Below are 16,369 nucleotides of genomic sequence, written 5' to 3'. Positions count from 1 at the left end.
AGGACGCAGAAGACACAGAGGACGCAGAGGACACAGAGGACACAGAGCGGACAGAGGGCTGGGGCGGCATGGCGGTTCCTGCGAGATGTCGGGCGGGGCCGGGTCGGGCGCCCCTGGGAAAGGATAGGCGCGCGCGGTCCCGCTTCAAGCGGCAGGGGTTCGCGACAATTCGCCAGAGCCCGCCCCTTGCAGCCCCTCTGGGCGACCACTAAGACTCTGCGTGAGGCATTTCACGACGCATCCCACATTACTGAGGCAGGCCCGATGACCGATCCCTTCGAGACATACATGAACACGCTCGTCCCCATGGTGGTGGAGCAGACCAGCCGTGGCGAACGCGCCTACGATATCTTCTCGCGCCTGTTGAAAGAGCGGATCATCTTCCTGTCGGGGCCGGTGCATGACGGCATGTCGAGTCTGATCGTGGCGCAGCTTCTGCACCTCGAGGCCGAGAACCCGTCCAAGGAAATCTCGATGTACATCAACTCGCCCGGCGGCGTGGTGACCTCGGGTCTGTCGATCTACGACACGATGCAGTATATCAAGCCCGCGGTGTCGACGCTGGTGATCGGGCAGGCGGCCTCGATGGGGTCGCTGTTGCTGACCGCCGGGGCCAAGGACATGCGCTTTTCGCTGCCCAACAGCCGGGTGATGGTGCACCAGCCCTCGGGCGGGTACCAGGGTCAGGCGACCGACATCATGATCCACGCCGAAGAGACGCAGAAGCTGAAAAAGCGCCTGAACGAGATCTACGTGCATCACACCGGGCAGGATTACGAGACGGTCGAAAAGGCGCTTGAGCGGGACAATTTCATGTCTCCCGAGGATGCAAAGGCCTGGGGTCTGATCGATGAGATCGTGGCAAGCCGCGCGGCTGTCGAAGACGCCAAGTCTTAATCAGAAATTCAGCGGGGCAGGCTAGTCTATGCCTCGCGATCAATTTGCGATTGTAGGGCCGGTACGGCTGCCCTAAGCTTGAAGGCACTTGGCAAGACAGGGGAAAGGGCATGGCAAAGCAGGCCACGCCCAGGAAATTCAGGGCCGAGAAAGGTACGTAATGGCGACGAATAACGGCGGCGACAGCAAGAATACGCTCTATTGCAGCTTCTGCGGCAAGAGCCAGCATGAAGTCCGCAAGCTGATCGCAGGTCCGACGGTGTTCATCTGCGACGAATGCGTCGAATTGTGCATGGACATCATCCGCGAGGAAACCAAGGGATCGGGTCTCAAATCCACCGATGGCGTTCCGACGCCGCTGGAGATTTGTCAGGTCCTCGACGATTACGTGATCGGCCAGGCCAAGGCCAAGCGCGTGTTGTCGGTTGCGGTGCATAACCACTACAAGCGGTTGAACCACTCGGCGAAAAGCTCGGATATCGAGCTGAACAAATCCAATATCCTGCTGATCGGACCTACCGGTTGCGGCAAGACGCTTCTGGCGCAGACGCTGGCGCGCATCCTCGATGTGCCCTTCACCATGGCCGATGCAACGACCCTGACCGAGGCGGGCTATGTCGGCGAGGATGTCGAGAATATCATCCTCAAGCTGCTGCAATCGTCCGAATACAATGTCGAACGGGCGCAGCGCGGCATCGTCTATATCGACGAGGTCGACAAGATCACCCGCAAGTCCGAGAACCCCTCGATCACCCGCGACGTGTCGGGCGAGGGCGTGCAGCAGGCGCTGCTCAAACTGATGGAGGGGACCGTCGCGTCGGTGCCGCCGCAGGGCGGACGCAAGCACCCGCAGCAGGAATTCCTGCAGGTCGACACGACAAACATTCTGTTCATCTGTGGCGGTGCCTTTGCGGGGCTCGACAAGATCATCAGTCAGCGCGGCAAGGGATCGGCCATGGGCTTCGGCGCCGATGTCCGGTCGGTGGACGAACGCAACGTCGGCGAAGTGTTCCAGGATCTCGAACCCGAGGATCTTCTGAAATTCGGCCTGATCCCCGAATTCGTCGGACGTCTGCCGGTTCTGGCCACGCTCGAGGATCTCGACGAGGATGCGCTGGTCACCATTCTGACCCAGCCGAAAAACGCGCTGGTCAAGCAGTACCAGCGGCTCTTCGAGATCGAGGATACGGCGCTGACATTCACCGACGATGCGCTCAAGGCGATCGCGCTGCGGGCCATTGCCCGCAAGACCGGCGCGCGCGGGCTGCGCTCGATCCTCGAGGATATCCTGCTCGACACCATGTTCGAACTGCCGGGCCTGGACGATGTGGTCGAGGTGGTGGTCAACGAAGAGGCGGTCAATGCGGATGCCAAACCGTTGATGATCTATGCGGAGCAGAAAAAGGAAGAGGCGTCGGCGGGCTAGTCCGGCGTCGACCGCTGGTTGACTGGCGGGGCAGGGGCCTGATCCATCGACAAGGCCCATGGCCGCAACGGGTGGCCCAAGACCTGTCTTTCGAAGCCCGGCTTGCGAAGCCTCGCTGCCGAAATCCGGACGGCGATCATGCGTTGAAACGAATTGACCCGCCCGCAGCATCCTGCGGGCGGGTCTTTGCATCGGCATCGGTCCTGTGAATCGCCGCGCTGCGCAGGTACGGACCAAGTGATACCGCGACCGGCCCGTCCGGCAGGTGATCCGCGATTGGCATCGCCCGGGCACGGTGCCGTCCAGGGTCAAGTCCCGGCTCGCACCGCACCTCGGGCGGCTTCGGTCATTCTTGCTGGATCGATTCCAGGAACTTGACCAGCGCCGTCACGCGCCCATAGGCCAGCGCCTGCGCGTCGACGTCGTGCGGAACCGATTGCGAACGTTCCATGGCGCTCTGGAAGTAGCGCTCTCCCCAGACGGGCATACCACGGTCCCCATGCGGGTTGATCATGTTGCGTCCGTCGATCATCTCGCGGATCGCCTCCGCCGGATACTGGCCGCTGTACCGGGACGAGATCATCGTGAGGTCGAGCGGCTTGTTGACGAGAACGCTCGCCACCGGCCCGTCTCCGTGCCCCTTGGCACCATGGCAGGACGCGCATTGCGCCATGTATTCCGTCTGTCCCAGGTTTATTTGCGCGGCTTCGTCAAACGCGAGCGATGCGCCGGTCGATGACAGCACGGCAATGCCTGCGAAAGCGACGGTGGTCATCATGCGATGAACGGATCTTCGTATGGGCATTTCTTCCTCCTTTTGCATGTGTCGGGGGTACAAGGCTTGCACGCGGAACAAGGCCCTGACCCGGCTGCGGGCGACTATTCCGCCGTGACAGCGTGGCAAATTGTTTCACAAATCATGCACTGGAAGTTGACGCAGATCATTCCGTGCACGCGCGGGGAAGCGCGATTCCGATCGTTCCCGGCGATGTCGCGGCAGGTGCGCTCAGTCTTCGCGCTTGCGCGGCTCGTACTTGTCGCCGATGACGCGGCGCACCTCGTTCCAGCGCACCTTGCCCCAATCGGGGCCGCCAGCGTCGATGAAACCGCGTTCGGCCAATTCCAGGCGCACGCCCTCAAGATGGATCACGCCAAGGTCGTGACGCTTCTTGTAGCCACCCTTCTTGCGGAAGATGCGCTGCAACCGTTCGATCTGCACGGTCTCGATGCCGCAAAAGCTGCGCAGATGCTCGGCGATCATGTCGGTGGCCCCCGATTGACGCCGCAGGATCATCGCAACCTGCTGATCGGCGCGCCCGACGAAACCAAACAGATGCAGCGCCGAGCCTTCGGCCGCCACGATCTGCCGCGCGGCCTTGTAGCGCGCGATCTGTGTCGGCAGGTCATGGGCCTGCGGATGGAAGATGTCGTAGCCCTGCTCGGCAAGCTTTTCCTCAAGCCGTGTCTCGCCGATCAGCCCGCCTTTCGACAGCCCCAGCGCGGAGCGCGAGATATACAGCCGCTCGGGACCGTCCGGCTTGATATCGTGGGCAAAATTTCCGGACATGTAGTCGCGGAAGGCCGGTGTCCCGGTGATAATCTCGCCCAGACCAAAGCCCTGGCCCGGAACCACCAGTTCATCGATGCGCGCGGGTTCGGTCAGCACGCGCACCGGCAGGTCGATGCCGCACAATTGCCAGAACGCGCGCTGCCATCCGGCAATCTCTTCGCCACGGGCGGGACGTTTGGGCATGTAGACGATGCCGTCGATCGGTTTGTCGGACGCATCGCACCCCCAGAGCCGCCCGGTGCTTTCGACCAGAAAATGCCCGAAATGAACCCAAAGCACACCGCCCCACAACCAGCGCCCCGAAAGGGTTTCGGCGACGTTGCCCGGTGCGGGCGGGGCGGTGGTCAGGGGCCGGTGATTGCGCCAGAACGCACCGGTATCGCAGTAGCTGCCATCGGCGCGCAGGATGCCCGCGGGCTGTTGAAAGGCACTTGCCGACGGCGGCACGACAAGCGCGCCCTGAAGCTGTTCAAGCGCGTGCGACCAGCCTGCCCCGGGTTGCGGTCGCAGCTGTGGGTCGGGCGTGGCCAACACCGGTGTCACGCCGCCCGTTCGCAGGTCCACACGAGACGGGTCGACACGTCATCGTTGCGCACAAAACCCGCCTCCTCGAGGATGCGCTTGCATTCGCGCATGCCCTCGCGCCCGTAGGCGCCGGGATGAAATTCCATCACCACCGCGCGCACGCCGGACAGGTCCGCGTGGCGCAAAAAATCCAGTTCTCCGCCTTCGATGTCGCAAAGAATGACCGATGGCTGCAATTCGTCCCGGACCTCGTCGAAGGAAACCGTCGCGACCGCCACCGGCTCCGAGCGGCGGGCCTCGGGCTCGATCAGCGAAGAGCCCAGAAACGACGCATGGACGTGGAAGGTCACCGTTTCCGGTGCGTCCGGGGCTGCCATCACCACGCGATTGCGCACGGCAATGCGGCTTTCGATCCCCGACGCGGCATACAGTGCCTCGATATGGGGCAGCAGATGCGGATTTGCCTCGAACGAGAGCACGCGTTCGGGCGCACAATTAAGCGCGGCCACCGCACCCACAACGCCCAGTCCGGTGCCCATCTCAAGCACCCGGTCACCGGCGCGCACCACCGCCAGCGCGCCCGCGATCTCGTCACCCTCATAGCGCGCGGCCTCGATCCGGGCGATGCGCGTATCGTTGAGATACGGCGAATGGGGCACGTTCACGCCGTGGCACACGGCGGCGATGGACATATCTTTCATGGCACTGCTCTGCGATTGTTTTTTGGTGTTTTGCCAAAGACTAGCAAAGCGTCGGCGCAAAAAGTAGAGAAACTCTTTGCGCCCGGACGGGAAATGCCCCGACTGCGCGCCTTTTGTCGCGTCAGCCCGGCCATCGGGGCCGCGGATCACTGGACGACGCGCGGACGATGGTGCATACCTTTTCCAAACGCCACGAGAGGTTTGTCCATGGGGATTATGAATACCCTGCTACGCGCTGTGACCTGGTGGAACGGCCAGACGCTCAACACCCAGTTGTGGACCTGGCGCCACGGCCAGAAGGTGGGCGAGGACAAGCAGGGCAACATCTTCTACCAGACCGAGGACGGCAAGCGCCGCTGGGTCATCTTCAACGGCGAACCCGAGGCCACGCGGGTCGATGCCGATTGGCACGGCTGGCTGCACCATACCTTCAAGGAGCCGCCGACCGAGCGGCCGATGGTGCACAAGACCTGGGAAAAGCCGCATATCGAGAACCTGACCGGCACGGCATTGGCCTACGCGCCCAAGGGCTCGATTCGTCAGGCCCATCCCGCGGAGCGGTCCGACTACGAGGCATGGAGCCCCGAGTGACCCGTGTCATGCGCCGATTTGCAGTCGCGCTGATCTGCGCGATGCTTCCGGCTGTTGCAGCCGCCCAGGAAACCCAGCTTGGCACCGGCGCGTTCATGCGCGTTCTGGACAAGTTGAACGGCATCACCACGGACGCCGCGATCACCAATGGCGCCCTTGCAAGCGCAGGGCGGATCGAAGTCCAGATGCGGGAATGCCGCTACCCGTCGGGCAACCCGTCAGGCGATGCCTATGCCTTTGTCACCATTCGCGAAATCGGGGTCGCAGCGCCGGTGTTTCGCGGCTGGATGATTGCCTCGGCGCCCGCGCTCAATCCGATGGACCACCCGCGCTATGACGTCTGGGTGTTGCGCTGTATCACGTCCTGACCCGACGCCGCGAGCGGGGTTTCGGCAAAGCGCGTCCGGATCGGCAGGGCGGCCTTCAGCAGGGTGTGATAGCGCGCGCGTGACACCTCCTTGCCGCCGAGAGAGGCCAGGTGCGGGGTGACGAATTGCGTGTCGAACAGCACGAAATTCGCCCGGCGCAGATGGTCGACCAGCCAGGCCAGGGCCACCTTCGAGGCATCGCGGGCGCGCGAGAACATGCTTTCGCCGCAGAACGCGCCGCCAAGGGCCACGCCGTAGACCCCGCCGACCAGCTCATCGCCGCGCCAGACTTCCAGCGAATGCGCATCGCCCGAGCGGTGCAGCGCCGCGTAGACGCGGTGGATTTCGTCGTTGATCCAGGTCTCGCTTCGGTCCGCGCAACCTTGCATCACGCCGTTGAAGTCCTGGTCGATGGTCACGGCAAAGCGGTCCTGCCGCAGTACCCGCGCGAGGCTTTTCGCGATGTGGAACCCGTCAAGCGGGATGATGCCGCGAAATTTCGGATCGACCCAGAAAACCTCGGGGTCGTCCCGGCTTTCCGCCATGGGAAACAGGCCCACGCGGTAGGCCTGCAGAATCAACTCGGGCGAGACCTTCACGTCTCGCCGAAGGTGGTTTCCAGCCAATGTTCCAGCCAATGGATATTGTAGGTCCCGGCGTGAATGTCCTCGTTTTCCAGCAGCAGTCGGAACAACGGGATCGTGGTGTCGACGCCGTCGACGATCAGCTCACCCAGGGCACGTTCCAGCCGCGCCAGCGCTTCGGCCCGGTCGCGGCCATGCACAATCAGCTTGGCGATGAGGCTGTCGTAATAGGGCGGGATGCGGTAGCCCTGATAGAGCGCGCTGTCCATCCGCACGCCTAGCCCGCCGGGCGCATGGTATTGCGTGATGGTGCCCGGCGAGGGTGTGAACTTCGGCAGTTTTTCGGCGTTGATCCGCGCCTCGATGGCATGGCCGGTGATCGTGAGGTCGTCCTGCGCGAAGGACAGGTCGAGCCCTGCGGCCACACGGATCTGTTCGCGCACGAGGTCGACGCCGAAGATTGCCTCGGTCACCGGGTGTTCGACCTGAAGGCGTGTGTTCATCTCGATGAAGTAGAATTCGCCGTTCTCGTACAGGAACTCGATCGTGCCGGCACCGGTATAGTTGATCTTGGCGATCGCATCGGAGCAGACCTTGCCGATCCGCGCCCGCTCTTGCTCGGTGATGACGGGGCCGGGCGCCTCTTCCAGCACCTTCTGGTGACGGCGCTGCAGCGAACAGTCCCGCTCGCCCAGATGCACCGCGTGGCCCTTGCCGTCGCCGAAGACCTGGATTTCGATGTGGCGGGGCGTGGTCAGGTATTTCTCGATGTAGACCTCATCGTTACCGAATGCCGCCTTGCCTTCGGACCGGGCGGTTTGAAAGGCGCGCTCCATCTCGGCGGCTGAATTTGCCACCTTCATGCCGCGTCCGCCGCCCCCCGCCGTGGCCTTGATGATCACGGGATACCCGATGTCCTCGCCGATGGCCCTTGCGGTTTCAAGGTCTGGAACACCGCCTTCCGAACCCGGAACGCACGGCACACCCAAGGCCCGCATCGTGTCCTTGGCAGTGATCTTGTCGCCCATGATTCGGATATGCTCGGCCTTCGGGCCGATGAAGGTGAGGCCATGGTCCTCGACGATCTGCACGAAGCGCGCGTTTTCCGACAAAAAGCCGTAGCCCGGGTGGATCGCCTGCGCGCCGGTGACTTCGCAGGCCGAGATGATCGCCGGAAAGGACAGGTAGCTGTCCGTCGACGAGGCCGGGCCGATGCAGATTGTTTCGTCGGCCATGCGCACGTGCATCGCGTCGGAATCCGCGGTCGAATGGACCGCGACGCTGGCGATGCCCATCTCGCGGCAAGCGCGGATGACGCGAAGGGCAATTTCGCCGCGATTGGCGATCAGGATCTTGTCGAACATCTGTGCCTCACTCGACGATGACGAGCGGCGCACCGAACTCGACCGGGGCACCATCTTCGACGAGAATACGCTTGACGGTACCGGATTTCGGGGCGGGGATGTGGTTCATCGTCTTCATGGCCTCGACGATGATCAGCGTATCCCCCTCCGAGACCTGAGCGCCGACCTTGATGAAGGACGGCGCGCCGGGTTCCGGTTGCAGGTAGACGGTGCCGACCATGGGCGACAGCACGGCACCCGGATGCGCCGCGGGGTCTTCGGGTGCATCGCTGGGGGCTGCCGGTGCGGGGCCGGTTGCGACACTCGGGGCAGGGGCCGGGGCACTGACCTGGACGGGTGCGGCCTGGGGCTGCATCTTGCTGACCCGCACGTTCAGGCTGTCGTTGTCGCCGTATTTCCGTTTGACCTGCAATTCGGTCAGATCGTTCTCGCGCAGCAATTCTGCCAGGGCCGCGATGAAGGCGACGTCGGATTCGTGGGTCTTGTTGCTCATACCATCCTCAAACAAAGCGCATTGGGCCTGTCGGCGTTTGTTCGCGCGACCTTGACATCGCTTATAGGCCAAGGCGGAGGGGGTGAAAAGCGACGTCGCACAACCCGATCAAGAGTGGCGTTTGATTTGGGGCCGCAAAGACCTGCCCGGGGACAAGTAGTCGTGACGGTATCATCGGTCGATGATCAAAGATCCTGGTTGAAGCCGGGGGCCTGACGGACGGGCGCTATTGCGATCAGGTCCGGTTTTTCCGCCGAGGACGCGGCGTCGTCCGGCGCGTCCGTCGCGCGGGTTTCGCTTTGCAATGCGGCAATCTTCATCTGCATGATCGTCGGCGGCGCGGCGTGGTCGTCCGACGTGCCGGTGCCGCCCGACTTCTGCGCCGTTTGCGCTGCCTGTGGCGTCGCGGTATCGCGACCGCGTTCATCGGCCAGGCCTGTGGTTTCGGTATCGCCGGTTGGACGGATGGACGTGCGTTCGGGTTCGGATCGCGCAGGCAGGCCTTGTGGATGCGCGGTCGCGAGTGGGGCCAACTGCGAGGGCATGACGCTTGTGAGCATGGCTACCTCCTGTGCCTGGATGTGCTCTGACGCATCGGGGCACATGCCCGCGATACACCTGTATGGTACGATAATTTCCGATGTCTCGAGAGCAGTTTCGACTCACATGGTTAGCCGGTCGTTAACACCTGCGCCGGCGTGACGATCCGATCCCCGGATCAGGGACACGCGCTTTGCCGGGCCGGATGGCGTAAACCAGATATTCACTTCTCGCGTGCAGAACCGCTTGGGCTGACATTGCGAAAAGGAGGTGTCTGATCGATCGGCATACGCGTGAAAAAGGCCGGGTGCACGGGGCCCCGACCTTTCAACAGCGTCCACAGATGAGCGCATCGCCTCAGATGGCGAGGTATTCGTGCCGCAATTCCTCGTTGTCGAGCACCTCGGCGGCGGTGCCGTCGAAGACGACAGATCCGGTATCGAGGATGATCGCGCGATCGGCGAGTTGCAGTGCCCGCACCGCGTTCTGCTCCACTATGATGGTGGTCATGCCCTGTTCCTTCACCAGACGCAGGGTCTTTTCGATCTCGTCGACGATGACCGGGGCAAGCCCTTCGTAAGGCTCATCGAGCAGCAGCACCTTGATGTCGCGCGCGAGGGCCCGTGCGATCGACAGCATCTGCTGTTCGCCGCCTGACAGGGTCACGCCCTCTTGGCGGCGGCGTTCGCCGAGGCGCGGGAACAGGTCGTAGAGCCGCTCGATCGACCAGCCGATGGGCGGCTGGATCTGGGCCAGTTGCAGGTTTTCCTCGACCGTCAGGCCGGGAATAATGCGCCGGTCCTCGGGGACGAGGCCAAGGCCCGCCACGGAGGCCTGGTACGACTTCATCGTGTGCAGCGGCTGGTGATCGAGCCAGATCTCGCCCTTGTGCAGCTGCGGATCGTCAAGCCGTGCGATCGTCCGCAGGGTCGTGGTCTTGCCTGCGCCGTTACGGCCGAGCAGGGCCAGGATCTCGCCTTCGTGCACGTTGAAGGAGATGCCCTGGACGATGTAGCTTTCGCCGTAATAGGCGTGCATGTCCCAGATCGAGAGGAAGGCCGGGGCCGTCTCGGCGTGGTTTGCGTTCTTGGTAAAATCGGGGCGGACGTTCATTGTCTTTTCCTCCCGTCCCGGCCTTGCGCCGGGACCTCGGTGTGGAGGCCCCGGCACGAGGCCGGGGCGCGGTGGTGTCAGCTCACGCGGCTTCGCCCAGATAGGCTTCCTTGACCTTGGGATGGCCGCGGATGTTCTCGGGCGAATCCTCGACCAGGGGGGTGCCCTGCGCCAGGACGGTGATGCGGTCGGCGAGCGAGAATACCACGTGCATGTCATGTTCGATGATGCACATGGTGATGTCGCGGTTGGCCTTCACCTCTTTCAGCAGATCGATGGTGTTGTTGGTGTCGGCCCGCGCCATGCCCGCCGTCGGTTCGTCGAGCAGCAGCAGGCTCGGGCGCTGGATCAGGCACATCGCCATCTCAAGCCGCCGCTTGTCACCGCGCGACATCGACGCTGCGTGCATGTCGACCTTGTCGAGCATGTTGACCTCTTCCAGCATCTGCTCGGCCTCGCCGCGCAGGTCCTTTTCATCGTCCACGCTTCTGACGGCGTGCAGGCGGAACGACCCGTCACGCTTGGCCAGAAGCGGGATCATCATGTTTTCCATGACGCTCAGATCGCCGAAAATCTCGGGGGTCTGAAACACCCGGCTGATACCCATCTGATTGATTTCGAAGGGCTTTCGGCCCAGCACGCTTTGGTCCTTGAACATCACCGATCCGGTATCGGGGATCAGCTTGCCGACGAGGCAATTGAGCAATGTGGACTTGCCCGCCCCGTTCGGCCCGATGATGGCATGCACCGTGTTCTCGGCAACCGAGAGGTTCACATTCCCCAGCGCCTGCAGGCCACCGAAGCGCTTGTTGACGTCCTTGACTTCAAGAATTCCCATGTTGGCACTCCTTACTCGGCCGGTGTCTGCTGCTTGGCGGTCTTGTCGTCGCCTGCCACCGTTTTGTTGCGGCGGAAGAGACGCGCGATCCGCTGGCCACCTTCGACAAGGCCACCGGGCAGGAAGATGACGACCGCCATGAACAGCAGGCCAAGCGTCAGGTGCCAGCCCTTGCCGACGAAGGGATGGATGACGTTGACGATGACATTCTCGATGCCGTCGGGCATGAAGGCGAACCACTGGTGCAAGACGTTGTCGTTCAGCTTCGAGAAGATGTTCTCGAAATACTTGATCATGCCCGCGCCGAGCACCGGACCGATCAGCGTACCGGCACCGCCGAGGATGGTCATCAGAACGACCTCGCCGCTTGCGGTCCACTGCATCCGCTCGGCTCCGGCCAGCGGGTCCATCGAGGCCATGAGGCCACCGGCAAGACCGGCATACATCCCCGAGATCACGAAAGCCGCCAGCGTGTAGGGCCGTGCGTTGAGGCCGGTGTAGTTCATCCGCTGCTGGTTCGATTTCACTGCCCGCAGGATCATCCCGAAGGGCGAGCGGAAGATGCGGATGGCGAGGTAGAACGCCGCCAGCATAACCAGCGCACAGACGTAGTAGCCCGCCGAGAACTGGAACTGCCACACGCCCAGATCCAGAACCTGCGTCGCCCGCATTTCCAGACCGAACAGATTGGTCACCGGGATCGACCCGTCGGCGGTCTGGCTGACCCCCAGGATGCGCGGATCGTCGAGCGAGATCTGCAGGCCCGTTTCACCGTTGGTGATCGGGGTCAGCACCGAATAGGCCAGCGCAAAGGACATCTGCGCGAAGGCCAGCGTCAGGATCGAGAAGTAGATCCCCGACCGCCGCAGCGAAATGAACCCGATCAGCAGCGCGAACACGCCCGAGATCAGCACCGCGAGGATGATCGCCGGCAGGATGTTCATCGAGAGCAGTTTGAACATCCAGACCGCCGAATAGGACCCCACCCCGAGAAAGGCGGCGTGACCGAAGGACAGATACCCGGTCAGGCCGAACAGGATGTTAAAGCCGATCGCGAAGATGCCGAAGATCACGAAGCGCTGCATCAGGTCGGGATACCCCGCATTGAACTGCGCCAGCGTCGAGTCGGTCGGGAACGGGTTCAGGATGAAGGGGGCCAGCATCGTCAGCAGGAAGACGATAACGAGCAGCCCAAAGTCTTTTTTGTGAAGTCCAAGCATGGCTTATTCCTCCATCACGCCTTTGCGCCCCATCAGACCGCGCGGGCGGGTCAGAAGGACAACGATGGCAACGAGGTAAATGATGATCTGGTTGATGCCGGGAACGAGGTTGATGACCTGCGTCATCGAGGCAAAGCTTTCCAGCACCCCCAGCAGGAACCCGGCGAGCACGGCTCCGGGAAGAGACCCCATGCCGCCGACAACCACCACGACGAAGGACAGCACCAGGAAGTCCATGCCCATGTGATAGTTCGGAGAGTTGATCGGCGCGTACATCACACCCGCCAATCCCGCCACCGCCGCGGCGATGCCGAACATCAGGGTAAAGCGCTTGTCGATGTCGATGCCCAGAAGGCCCACCGTCTCGCGGTCGGCCATGCCCGCGCGCACCACCATGCCGAAGGTGGTGAATTGCAGGAAGGCAAAGACCGCGCCGATGACGAGGGCCGAAAACGCGAAGTACACGAGGCGCCAGTAAGGATAGATGACCGCGTTCGCGTCAAAGCCCAGAAGCACGCCGAAATCGTAGGATCCGGTCAGGGCGTCGGGCGCGGGCGTCGGGATCGGGTTGGCACCATAGAAATACTTGATGATTTCCTGCAGCACGATGGCAAGGCCGAAGGTCACCAGGATCTGGTCCGCATGCGGGCGCTTGTAGAAGTGCTTGATCAGGCCGCGCTCCATGATGAAACCGAGGGCCAGCATGATCGGGATCGTGAACAGGATCGCGATAGGCACCGACCAGTTGATCAGCGCGCTTCCCATTTCCGGGCCGAACCAAGCCTCCACATAGGGCGTCTCGATCTTCGCCGGATTCCCGAGGAAGTCGGTCCGGGTTTCGTCGATCGTGGTGAAGCTCAAGTTGAGGACCCGTTGCACCGTCACGGCGCAGAAGGCACCGATCATGAACAGCGCACCGTGGGCGAAGTTCACCACGCCCAGTGTTCCGAAGATGAGGGTAAGCCCGAGCGCGATCAGCGCGTAGGCCGACCCCTTGTCGAGCCCGTTGAGCAATTGCAGAATTAAGGCGTCCATGTTCCCACCCAGAGCATGTCAGAGTTCGGGGAAGCATCCCGCGCGGCATTGTTCGAGGGGCGCGGGATGCATGAAGGACCGGACCGGCCCCGGGACAGGGGCGGTCCGGTCCGGATCGTCAAGCCGGATCAGGAACCGGGGTTGCAGGAGCCAAGCTGGCCGCCCGCGAACATCGGATGCTCGGGCTCGTAGGTGACCTGCTCGGCCGGAGTGACCTCGACGATCTCCACGAGGTCGAACTCGTTCTCGGGGTTTTCCTTGCCGCGCACGACAACCACGTCCTTGAAGCACTGGTGATCGGCGGCGCGGTAGAGCGTCGGGCCATTGCCCAGGCCGTCGAATTCGAACCCTTCGAGCGCTTCGACAACCGCGCAGGGGTTGAACGACCCGGCGCGCTGAACCGCATCCGCGTAAAGCATGGTCTGCGCGTAGCAGGTATGCGCGGCCTGGCTCGGCGGGAAGCCGTACTTTTCACCGAAGGACTGCACGAAGGCGTTGGTGCCCGAGTAGCGGTCGCCCAGCTGGTTCTCGAGTTTCCAGTCCCAGTTCTGCGATCCGGGGATGCCGGCGATGTTCTTGCCCGCACCGCGTGCCATCAGCTCGGAGTAGAGCGGCACGACGATCTGGAAATCCTGGCCGTTGGCCTGTGCGTCCTTGAGGCCGAACTGCACCGCGTTGGTCAGCGAGTTGACCATGTTTCCGCCGTAGTGGTTCAGGACCAGAACGTCGGCGCCCGAGTTCAGGACCGGTGCGATGTAGGACGAGAAGTCCGTCGCGGCCAGCGGCGTCAGCACGTTCTGGACGGTTTCCCAGCCCAGGGCCTCGGTCGCGGCTGCGATCGATTCCTGCTGGGTCCAGCCCCAGGTGTAGTCGGCGGTCAGGTGATAGGCCTTGCGGTCGCTGCCATAGAGGCCTTCCAGAACCGGGGCGAGCGCCGCGGCAGACATGTACCCGTTGAAGAAGTGCCGGAAGCCGTTTGCCTTCTTGTCCTTGCCGGTGGTGTCGTTGGAGTGGGTGAGACCCGCCATGAAGATGACGCCCGCTTCCTGACACAGACCCTGGACCGCGACGGCCACGCCCGAGGACGAACCGCCCGAAATCATGATTGCGCCGTCTTTTTCGATCATCGACCGGGCCGAGGCGCGCGCGGCGTCGGATTTTGTCTGGGTGTCGCCGGTGACGAACTCGACCTTCTTGCCGAGGATGCCGGTCCCTTCCAGAACCTTCGACGAGAATGTCTGCATCATGCCGCCGTCGCCGCCACCGTTCAGGTGCTCGACCGCCAGCTCGAACGCACGCAGCTCGTCGGCGCCCTCATCGGCGTAGGGGCCGGTCTGGGGCACGTTGAAGCCCAGCGTGACGGTGTCGCCGGTGGGCGCATTGGTAAAGCCCTCGTGGCTGGCAGCGCTGAGATAAGTCGGCAGTGCAAGACCCGCGCCTGCAACAGCACCGGTCTTGAGCACGCCACGGCGCGTCAGGTTGCTTCTGGACATATGAATCCTCCCTATTTGAAATTGCGGACAGGTCTCCTCAGCCCGGTCCGCAAAGGCACGTTGAGTGCAAAGTCAGTATGGGGGTGGTCGGGAAAATCTATCAACAACTGCTTTGTGCACTTCACTTTTTTTGTCAAAGAATGAACAGTGCACAGACATGATGTGTAAATTGATTTATGTTGCATCGCAGAAAGGTGCTGGTCTGACGGGATTTTCTTCATGGCACGCGACACGCTGACAGGAAGCCGCATCCGCGAGCGGCGGATCATCAAGGGGCTCAAGCAGGCGCAACTGGCCAAACTGGCCGAGATATCGCCGTCCTACCTCAACCTGATCGAGCATAACCGCCGCAGAATCGGGGGCCGCCTGCTGGTCGACATCGCGCGCATTCTCGAAGTGGAGCCGTCGATCCTGACCGAGGGGGCGGAGGCGGCGCTGATCGCGGTGCTGCGCGAGGCCGCCTCGAGCCACACCGGACAGACCCCCGAGATCGACCGGGTCGACGATTTCGCCGGGCGGTTTCCGGGCTGGGCGGCGCTGCTGGCGGCCTCGCAGCGGCGCATCGACACGCTGCAGCGCGCGGTCGAGACGCTGTCCGACCGCGTCACCCACGACCCCCAGCTTGCGGCGTCGCTGCACGAGATGCTGGACCGGGTGACCGCGATCCGCTCGGCGGCGTCCATCCTGGCCGAACCTGGCGACATCTCGCCGGAATGGCAGGGCCGGTTTCATCGCAACATCCACGAGGACAGCGGCCTGCTGGCCGAAACGTCGCGCGCGCTTGTCGCCTATCTCGAGGCGGCGGACGAGGATACCGGATCAGAGGCGACGGCACCGCAGGAAGAACTCGACGCGATCCTCGAAGAGACGCATTTCAGCTTTCCCATGCTGGAAGCGGACGCCACCGACGCCACCAGCCCCGAGGCGCTCGCGGCGCGCCTGTCCACCGGTCGGTCCGAGGCCGCCAGGGCGTTGCTCGAGCAGCATCTCGTCCGGTGCGCCACCGACGCTGCCGCCTTGCCGCGCGCCCGGTTCTTCGCCGCCCGGGATGACATCGGTGCGGACCCGGTCGCCCTGGCCGCCACCCTGGGCCAGCCTGTCGCCCTGGTGATGCGCCGCATGGCCGTGCTGGCCGCCGACCCCGGGCCGGGCGATGGCCGCGCCGAAGTCGGGCTGGCGATCTGCGATGCCTCCGGTGTGCTGACCTATCGCCAGCCGCTGCCGGATTTTCCGATGCCGCGGTTCGGCTCCGGCTGTCCACTCTGGCCGCTTTACGCCGCGCTGAACAATCCCGGCGTGCCCCTGTCCTATGCGCTGGTGCAGCCCGGCCAGCCATCGCGCCCGGTGCGCGCCTTCGCCATCGCCGAGCCGACGGGGCCGCCGCGTCTCGACCAGCCGCTTCTCTACGAGGCGACGATGCTGGTCTGCCCGATCCCCGTCACCGAGGCCGAGGAGGCGCTGCGCGTCGGCGTCAACTGCCGGATCTGCCCTCGCCCGGAGTGCCGGGGCCGTCGCGAGCCGTCCATCCTCGGGCCCGACCCGCGCGACGCGTTTTGACAGCGGGCGCGGGCTTCGTCATAACCTGTCGTGTCACCGCAGATCATCGGGGTG

At 63.4% G+C, this 16,369-nt stretch carries 17 protein-coding genes; 5 read left to right on the top strand and 12 right to left on the bottom strand.

Annotated elements, in window-relative coordinates; genetic code table 11:
* Nucleotides 1-264 precede the first annotated feature (264 nt).
* Nucleotides 265-897, top strand: a complete 633-nt coding sequence (locus ACXYMN_RS07660) for an ATP-dependent Clp protease proteolytic subunit (RefSeq protein ID WP_459012955.1) — start codon at nt 265-267, stop codon at nt 895-897.
* Between the two features lie 160 nt (nt 898-1,057).
* The gene (gene clpX, locus ACXYMN_RS07655) at nt 1,058-2,323 is read left to right on the top strand and encodes an ATP-dependent Clp protease ATP-binding subunit ClpX (RefSeq protein WP_459012954.1); all 1,266 of its coding nucleotides are present in this window, start codon (nt 1,058-1,060) and stop codon (nt 2,321-2,323) included.
* 346 nt (nt 2,324-2,669) lie between these two features.
* On the opposite strand, the gene ACXYMN_RS07650 is transcribed toward clpX, so the two are convergent.
* The 3 genes from ACXYMN_RS07650 to ACXYMN_RS07640 all read right to left on the bottom strand — a co-directional run bounded on the left by ACXYMN_RS07650 (nt 2,670) and on the right by ACXYMN_RS07640 (nt 5,119).
* A complete protein-coding gene (locus tag ACXYMN_RS07650; protein ID WP_459012953.1) occupies nt 2,670-3,101 on the bottom strand; it encodes a c-type cytochrome in 432 nt (143 codons plus the stop codon).
* Nucleotides 3,102-3,329: 228 nt separating this feature from the next.
* Nucleotides 3,330-4,436 carry a glycosyltransferase family 61 protein gene (locus tag ACXYMN_RS07645; RefSeq protein WP_459012952.1) on the bottom strand — a complete coding sequence of 369 codons (1,107 nt, stop codon included), beginning with the start codon at nt 4,434-4,436 and terminating at the stop codon, nt 3,330-3,332.
* The gene (locus ACXYMN_RS07640) at nt 4,433-5,119 is read right to left on the bottom strand and encodes an FkbM family methyltransferase (RefSeq protein WP_459012951.1); all 687 of its coding nucleotides are present in this window, start codon (nt 5,117-5,119) and stop codon (nt 4,433-4,435) included. Before ACXYMN_RS07640 ends, ACXYMN_RS07645 begins: the two co-directional genes overlap by 4 nt.
* Before the next feature lie 207 nt (nt 5,120-5,326).
* On the opposite strand from ACXYMN_RS07640, the gene ACXYMN_RS07635 reads away from it, so the two are divergent.
* Both ACXYMN_RS07635 and ACXYMN_RS07630 read left to right on the top strand, forming a co-directional pair.
* Nucleotides 5,327-5,710: an NADH:ubiquinone oxidoreductase subunit NDUFA12 gene (locus ACXYMN_RS07635; protein WP_459012950.1), complete on the top strand. Its 384-nt coding sequence runs from the start codon at nt 5,327-5,329 to the stop codon at nt 5,708-5,710.
* 8 nt (nt 5,711-5,718) lie between these two features.
* Nucleotides 5,719-6,078, top strand: a complete 360-nt coding sequence (locus ACXYMN_RS07630) for a DUF2155 domain-containing protein (protein WP_459012949.1) — start codon at nt 5,719-5,721, stop codon at nt 6,076-6,078.
* On the opposite strand, the gene aat is transcribed toward ACXYMN_RS07630, so the two are convergent.
* From aat to ACXYMN_RS07585, 9 genes are all read right to left on the bottom strand, one after another.
* Nucleotides 6,042-6,677, bottom strand: a complete 636-nt coding sequence (gene aat / locus ACXYMN_RS07625) for a leucyl/phenylalanyl-tRNA--protein transferase (protein ID WP_459012948.1) — start codon at nt 6,675-6,677, stop codon at nt 6,042-6,044. The genes ACXYMN_RS07630 and aat overlap by 37 nt on opposite strands.
* A complete protein-coding gene (gene accC, locus ACXYMN_RS07620; protein ID WP_459012947.1) occupies nt 6,674-8,026 on the bottom strand; it encodes an acetyl-CoA carboxylase biotin carboxylase subunit in 1,353 nt (450 codons plus the stop codon). The genes aat and accC overlap by 4 nt, the downstream gene beginning before the upstream one ends.
* 7 nt (nt 8,027-8,033) lie before the next feature.
* The gene (gene accB / locus ACXYMN_RS07615; RefSeq protein WP_459012946.1) at nt 8,034-8,519 is read right to left on the bottom strand and encodes an acetyl-CoA carboxylase biotin carboxyl carrier protein; all 486 of its coding nucleotides are present in this window, start codon (nt 8,517-8,519) and stop codon (nt 8,034-8,036) included.
* Nucleotides 8,520-8,704: 185 nt separating this feature from the next.
* Entirely contained in the window at nt 8,705-9,079 is a 375-nt protein-coding gene (locus tag ACXYMN_RS07610) for a hypothetical protein (RefSeq protein WP_459012945.1), read from the bottom strand.
* Between the two features lie 337 nt (nt 9,080-9,416).
* Complete coding sequence (locus ACXYMN_RS07605) at nt 9,417-10,172, bottom strand: ABC transporter ATP-binding protein (protein ID WP_459012944.1); 756 nt, start codon at nt 10,170-10,172, stop codon at nt 9,417-9,419.
* A gap of 82 nt (nt 10,173-10,254) precedes the next feature.
* Nucleotides 10,255-11,010, bottom strand: coding sequence for an ABC transporter ATP-binding protein (locus tag ACXYMN_RS07600; RefSeq protein ID WP_459012943.1), 756 nt, complete (start codon nt 11,008-11,010; stop codon nt 10,255-10,257).
* A gap of 11 nt (nt 11,011-11,021) precedes the next feature.
* Nucleotides 11,022-12,230, bottom strand: coding sequence for a branched-chain amino acid ABC transporter permease (locus ACXYMN_RS07595; RefSeq protein ID WP_459012942.1), 1,209 nt, complete (start codon nt 12,228-12,230; stop codon nt 11,022-11,024).
* 3 nt (nt 12,231-12,233) lie between these two features.
* Entirely contained in the window at nt 12,234-13,265 is a 1,032-nt protein-coding gene (locus tag ACXYMN_RS07590) for a branched-chain amino acid ABC transporter permease (protein ID WP_459012941.1), read from the bottom strand.
* Between the two features lie 128 nt (nt 13,266-13,393).
* Entirely contained in the window at nt 13,394-14,758 is a 1,365-nt protein-coding gene (locus ACXYMN_RS07585) for a substrate-binding protein (protein ID WP_459012940.1), read from the bottom strand.
* A gap of 219 nt (nt 14,759-14,977) precedes the next feature.
* Between ACXYMN_RS07585 and ACXYMN_RS07580 the strand changes: the two genes are divergently transcribed.
* Nucleotides 14,978-16,315 carry a helix-turn-helix domain-containing protein gene (locus tag ACXYMN_RS07580; RefSeq protein WP_459012939.1) on the top strand — a complete coding sequence of 446 codons (1,338 nt, stop codon included), beginning with the start codon at nt 14,978-14,980 and terminating at the stop codon, nt 16,313-16,315.
* Nucleotides 16,316-16,369: the final 54 nt, after the last annotated feature.

Source organism: Roseivivax sp. CAU 1753 (assembly GCF_054482575.1).
This window is presented reverse-complemented; position numbering and strand designations above follow the sequence as displayed.

What these genes read in the sequence shown, in the direction of transcription:
- ACXYMN_RS07640 (WP_459012951.1), bottom strand. Translation starts at nt 5,119, where the DNA reads ATGAAAGATATGTCCATCGCCGCCGTGTGCCACGGCGTGAACGTGCCC.
- ACXYMN_RS07605 (WP_459012944.1), bottom strand. Translation starts at nt 10,172, where the DNA reads ATGAACGTCCGCCCCGATTTTACCAAGAACGCAAACCACGCCGAGACG.
- ACXYMN_RS07595 (WP_459012942.1), bottom strand. Translation starts at nt 12,230, where the DNA reads ATGCTTGGACTTCACAAAAAAGACTTTGGGCTGCTCGTTATCGTCTTC.
- ACXYMN_RS07660 (WP_459012955.1), top strand. Translation starts at nt 265, where the DNA reads ATGACCGATCCCTTCGAGACATACATGAACACGCTCGTCCCCATGGTG.
- ACXYMN_RS07580 (WP_459012939.1), top strand. Translation starts at nt 14,978, where the DNA reads ATGGCACGCGACACGCTGACAGGAAGCCGCATCCGCGAGCGGCGGATC.
- clpX (WP_459012954.1), top strand. Translation starts at nt 1,058, where the DNA reads ATGGCGACGAATAACGGCGGCGACAGCAAGAATACGCTCTATTGCAGC.
- ACXYMN_RS07610 (WP_459012945.1), bottom strand. Translation starts at nt 9,079, where the DNA reads ATGCTCACAAGCGTCATGCCCTCGCAGTTGGCCCCACTCGCGACCGCG.
- accB (WP_459012946.1), bottom strand. Translation starts at nt 8,519, where the DNA reads ATGAGCAACAAGACCCACGAATCCGACGTCGCCTTCATCGCGGCCCTG.
- ACXYMN_RS07635 (WP_459012950.1), top strand. Translation starts at nt 5,327, where the DNA reads ATGGGGATTATGAATACCCTGCTACGCGCTGTGACCTGGTGGAACGGC.
- ACXYMN_RS07650 (WP_459012953.1), bottom strand. Translation starts at nt 3,101, where the DNA reads ATGATGACCACCGTCGCTTTCGCAGGCATTGCCGTGCTGTCATCGACC.
- ACXYMN_RS07585 (WP_459012940.1), bottom strand. Translation starts at nt 14,758, where the DNA reads ATGTCCAGAAGCAACCTGACGCGCCGTGGCGTGCTCAAGACCGGTGCT.
- accC (WP_459012947.1), bottom strand. Translation starts at nt 8,026, where the DNA reads ATGTTCGACAAGATCCTGATCGCCAATCGCGGCGAAATTGCCCTTCGC.
- ACXYMN_RS07630 (WP_459012949.1), top strand. Translation starts at nt 5,719, where the DNA reads ATGCGCCGATTTGCAGTCGCGCTGATCTGCGCGATGCTTCCGGCTGTT.
- ACXYMN_RS07590 (WP_459012941.1), bottom strand. Translation starts at nt 13,265, where the DNA reads ATGGACGCCTTAATTCTGCAATTGCTCAACGGGCTCGACAAGGGGTCG.
- ACXYMN_RS07600 (WP_459012943.1), bottom strand. Translation starts at nt 11,010, where the DNA reads ATGGGAATTCTTGAAGTCAAGGACGTCAACAAGCGCTTCGGTGGCCTG.